The sequence below is a fragment of the Pseudomonas sp. NPDC086112 genome (genome assembly GCF_044746425.1).
Classification (GTDB): Bacteria; Pseudomonadota; Gammaproteobacteria; order Pseudomonadales; family Pseudomonadaceae; genus Aquipseudomonas.
In genome coordinates, this window is record NZ_JBIVCD010000068.1 from 1 (window position 1) to 4,828 (window position 4,828).

General features: G+C 58.1%; 3 protein-coding genes and 1 pseudogene. All 4 read right to left on the reverse strand.

Features of this window, described 5'->3' with window-relative positions:
• Nucleotides 1–23: 23 nt before the first annotated feature.
• A pseudogene (gene tpiA, locus ACIPLA_RS27295) lies at nt 24–671 on the reverse strand (triose-phosphate isomerase); the annotation flags it as partial.
• A 66-nt stretch (nt 672–737) separates the two neighbouring features.
• On the reverse strand, nt 738–2,075 hold the full coding sequence (glmM, locus tag ACIPLA_RS27300) for a phosphoglucosamine mutase (RefSeq protein ID WP_218398643.1): 1,338 nt from the start codon (nt 2,073–2,075) through the stop codon (nt 738–740).
• 16 nt (nt 2,076–2,091) lie between these two features.
• The gene (gene folP / locus ACIPLA_RS27305; protein ID WP_401177504.1) at nt 2,092–2,943 is read right to left on the reverse strand and encodes a dihydropteroate synthase; all 852 of its coding nucleotides are present in this window, start codon (nt 2,941–2,943) and stop codon (nt 2,092–2,094) included.
• 8 nt (nt 2,944–2,951) lie between these two features.
• Nucleotides 2,952–4,828 (reverse strand): ATP-dependent zinc metalloprotease FtsH (gene ftsH, locus ACIPLA_RS27310; RefSeq protein WP_401177507.1); only part of this gene is annotated, 1,877 nt, incomplete at its 5' end.

A 4,828-nucleotide genomic window follows, 5' to 3' on the forward strand; every position in this document is an offset into this window, starting at 1 on the left:
ATGCCGAACAGTTCGACCGCCTAGGCCGCCTTCACGCTGCCGCCGTATAGAAGCCGCACACCTTGCGCGACTTCAGAATTCTCTGCCGCCAACTGAGCGCGAATGGCTGCGTGCACATCCTGCGCCTGTTGCGGCGAAGCAGTCAGCCCGGTGCCAATGGCCCAGACCGGCTCGTAAGCGATTACTGCCTTTGCAAAGACACCTACACCCAGCTCCTCAATGATACTGCCAAGCTGACGCCCGACAACCTCAAGAGTTTTTCCAGCTTCGCGCTCTTCAAGGGTCTCCCCTACGCACAACACCGGAATCAAGCCACATGCCTGCGCCGCTGCGAACTTGCGAATCAGCATTCCATCCTGCTCGCCCATTACCTGGCGGCGCTCGGAGTGCCCGACAAGCACCAGGGAACAACCTGCATCCACCAACTGACTCGGCGCAATTTCACCGGTCAATGCACCTTGCATGGATTCCACTGCAGAATTCTGCGCGCCGACCGAAATCGACTTACCTTTCAAGCCATCAATCACTTGATTGATATGCAAGCAAGGCGGAAATACCGCGACATCAACACCGCTTGGCAAGGCCAGATGACTAAGGCCATTGATCAGCTCAGCGACGCTGGCGCGGGTACCGTGCATCTTCCAGTTACCAGCTACCATAGGGCGACGCATGCTGTACCTCGTCGGTCAAAGTGGGCGCAGATGTTACCCAACACAATCATGGCTGGCAAGCCGAAATCAGACAGAAACTTCAGTTACCAGTTTTGCCAGCTCTTCGGCGTAACCGCGAACCTGCGTTTCGTCCTCGCCCTCGACCATGACCCGCACCAGCGGCTCTGTCCCGGACTTGCGTAAAAGTACGCGCCCACGACCGGCCATCGCCTGAGTGACACGATCACTCGCTTCCTTGACGGTCGGATGTTCGAGTGGATTCGCACCACCGCCAAACCGGACATTGATCAGCACCTGAGGACACTTGCGCAACGCCTGACGGGACTGAGCCAGGCCTTCAGCGCGCCTCTTCAGGGCCATCAACACCTGCAGCGCGGCAATAATTGCATCACCGGTGGTGGTATGACTGAAGCAGACAATGTGCCCCGAGTTTTCCCCGCCCACCTGCCAATCGCGTTCCAGCAACTCGGAGATCACGTAACGGTCGCCAACGTTGGCGCGCACAAAAGGAATAGACAGATCCGCCAAGGCCAATTCCAGCCCCAGGTTACTCATCAGCGTACCGACCACACCGCCCTGCAACTTGCCGCGCTCTTGCAGATCGCGAGCAATGATGAACAGCAACTCGTCACCGTCGACGACAGCGCCAGTGTGATCAACCATCTGGACCCGGTCACCATCTCCATCAAAGGCAATACCCAAATCGGCGTGCTCGGCCAATACGGCAGCTTGCAGCGGCTCCATATGGGTTGAACCGCAATTCTCATTGATGTTCAGGCCATTAGGATGAGCAGAAAGCACAACGACATCGGCCCCCAGCTCACGGAACACACTAGGCGCCACTTTATAGGTCGCACCATGAGCACAGTCGATCACGATTTTCAGCCCGGCAAAGCTGGTACCGGTCGGGACGCTGCTCTTGCAGAATTCGATATAACGGCCCGAGGCATCGTTGATTCGCGATACCTTGCCGATCTTGCTCGACTCAACCACGGTCATGGGGGTGTCGAGCAACTCTTCAATCATCAACTCGACTTCATCCGGAAGCTTGGTGCCCTTCCCGGAGAAAAATTTGATGCCGTTGTCGTCATGAGGGTTGTGCGAAGCGCTGATCACGATGCCGGCTTCAGCATGAAAGGTACGTGTCAGATAGGCGATGGCCGGCGTCGGCATCGGCCCCAGGAGCATCACATCAGCACCTGCCGAGGTCAGCCCGGCCTCAAGCGCCGACTCGAACATGTAACCAGAGATCCGGGTGTCCTTGCCCACGAGCACCTTGCAGGCACCCATGCTGCGAAATGCCATGCCTGCCGCCCAGCCAAGCTTGAGCATGAAATCAGGAGTAATCGGGTATTGACCGACTCGACCACGAATGCCGTCGGTGCCAAAGTATTTTTTGCTCATAAGTACTCCATCATTCTTATTCGGCTGATTCTACGGCGGCGATCATCCGCACCACATCGACGGTTTCGGCCACATCATGGACGCGCAATATACGCGCCCCCTTGATTGAAGCCAGTGCCGCGAGCGCCAAACCGCCATGCAGACGCTCTCCCACCGGCCGATTCAAGGCTTGCCCGATCATGCTCTTTCGCGAAACCCCGACCAACAGGGGCCGCCCCAAGGCATGCAAGGCCTCCATATGCTTAAACAAGCTCAGGTTGTGCTGCAAGGTTTTCGCGAAGCCGAAACCCGGATCGAGGATGATCCGCTCAGCAGGGATGCCTACCGACGCGCACTGAACCATGCGCTCGGCGAGAAACTCGCTGACCTCTTTCGTCACATCCTGGTACTGCGGATTGTCCTGCATGTCGCCCGGCTCACCGAGCATATGCATCAGACATACCGGCAAGCCGGTGGCCGCTGCCGCATCCAGAGCGCCATCTCGACGCAACGAACGCACATCATTGATCAAACCCGCCCCCAGCCTTGCGGTTTCACGCATAACTGCCGGCGTGGAGGTATCGACCGAGATGATCACATCGAGTTCACGACTGATGCGTTCAACGATAGGCGCTACCCGCTCGAGCTCTTCAAGCGGTGAAACCGCCCTGGCACCGGGGCGGGTCGATTCACCACCAACGTCGATCAGCGTCGCGCCAGCCGCCACCATCGCCTCAGCATGGCGCAGGGCCTCATCCAGCTGACTGTATCGGCCGCCATCGGAAAAGGAGTCGGGAGTGACATTGAGAATGCCCATGACATGCGTCTGGGCCAAATCAAGAACCCGGTTGCCGCAAGGCAACCGGGTCGAGGACTGAACAGAAGTCATTTCAAACCTTATACGTCAGCAGCCGGGCCACCGATTGGTGTTTCCGGACGCCCATCCTGCACAGCCGGAGGCGTACCGGAAGTATCGCTGCTACCAGACCAGTCGCGAGGTTCGCGAGGCGTACGACCCGCCATGATGTCATCGATCTGATCAGCATCGATCGTCTCGTACTTCATCAAGGCATCCGCCATGGCATCGAGCTTGTCACGGTTATCCGTAAGGATCTGTTTGGCCGTGCCGTAGCACTGGTCAATGATACTGCGTACTTCGGAGTCGATCAGTTTGGCTGTCTCGCCGGAGAAGCTGGCATGTTGACCACCGCCGCCACGACCGAGGAACACTTCGCCCTCTTCTTCGGCGTACATCAACGGACCGAGTTTTTCCGATAAGCCCCACTTGGTCACCATGTTCCGTGCGATCTGGCTGGCACGCATGATGTCGTTGGATGCACCGGTTGTGACACCGTCGAAGCCAAGGGTCATCTCTTCAGCGATACGACCGCCGTACAGCGAGCAGATCTGGCTGATCAGCGCACGCTTGGACAGGCTGTAGCGATCTTCTTCCGGCAGGAACATGGTCACACCGAGCGCACGACCGCGCGGGATGATAGACACTTTGTAGACCGGGTCATGCTCGGGGACAACGCGACCGACGATAGCGTGACCAGCTTCGTGATAAGCAGTGTTCTGCTTCTCTTTTTCGGACATGACCATGGATTTGCGCTCGGCACCCATCATGATCTTGTCTTTGGCCAGTTCGAACTCTTTCATCTCGACGATGCGCTTGCCGGCACGAGCCGCGAACAACGACGCCTCGTTCACCAGGTTGGCCAGGTCGGCACCGGAGAAACCAGGAGTACCACGCGCGATCACGGCCGGAGCGACGTCGTCACCCATTGGCACTTTGCGCATGTGGACTTTGAGAATCTGCTCGCGACCACGGATATCCGGCAGACCGACCACGACCTGACGGTCGAAACGACCCGGACGCAGCAATGCAGGGTCCAGCACGTCGGGACGGTTGGTTGCTGCAATGACGATGATGCCGTCATTCATTTCGAAGCCGTCCATCTCCACCAGCAACTGGTTGAGTGTCTGTTCGCGCTCGTCGTGACCGCCACCCATGCCGGCACCACGGTGGCGACCGACGGCGTCGATTTCATCGATGAAGATGATGCATGGCGCGTGCTTCTTCGCCTGCTCGAACATGTCACGAACACGACTGGCACCGACACCGACGAACATCTCGACGAAATCGGAACCGGAAATGGTGAAGAACGGCACTTTGGCTTCGCCGGCAATCGCCTTGGCGATCAAGGTTTTACCAGTACCAGGAGGACCGACCATCAGCACGCCACGAGGAATGCGACCGCCCAAACGCTGGAACTTGCCCGGATCACGCAGGAATTCGACCAGCTCGCCAACTTCTTCCTTGGCTTCGTCGCAACCGGCAACGTCAGCCAAAGTAGTTTTTACCTGATCTTCGGAGAGCAGGCGCGCCTTGCTCTTGCCGAAGCTCATCGGCCCGCCCTTGCCACCGGCGCCGCCCTGCATCTGCCGCATGAAGAACATGAACACGGCGATGATTACGAGGATCGGGAAGCTTGCGACCAGGAGTTGAGTCCAGATGCTTTGCTGCTCAGGCTGCTTGCCTTCGACTACCACATGGTTATCCACGAGGTCGCCGATCAGGCCATTGTCCTGGATTGCCGGACGAATGGTCTTGAAGCTGTCGCCATCGTTGCGCTTGCCGGTAATCACGTAGCCATCAACCGCTACGCGCTCGACCTTGCCATCCTTGACCTGCTGGATGAAGTCGGAATAGTTGAGGGTCTGCGGCTCGTTAGGGCTGGAGAAGTTGTTCATCACCGTCACCAGGACAGCCG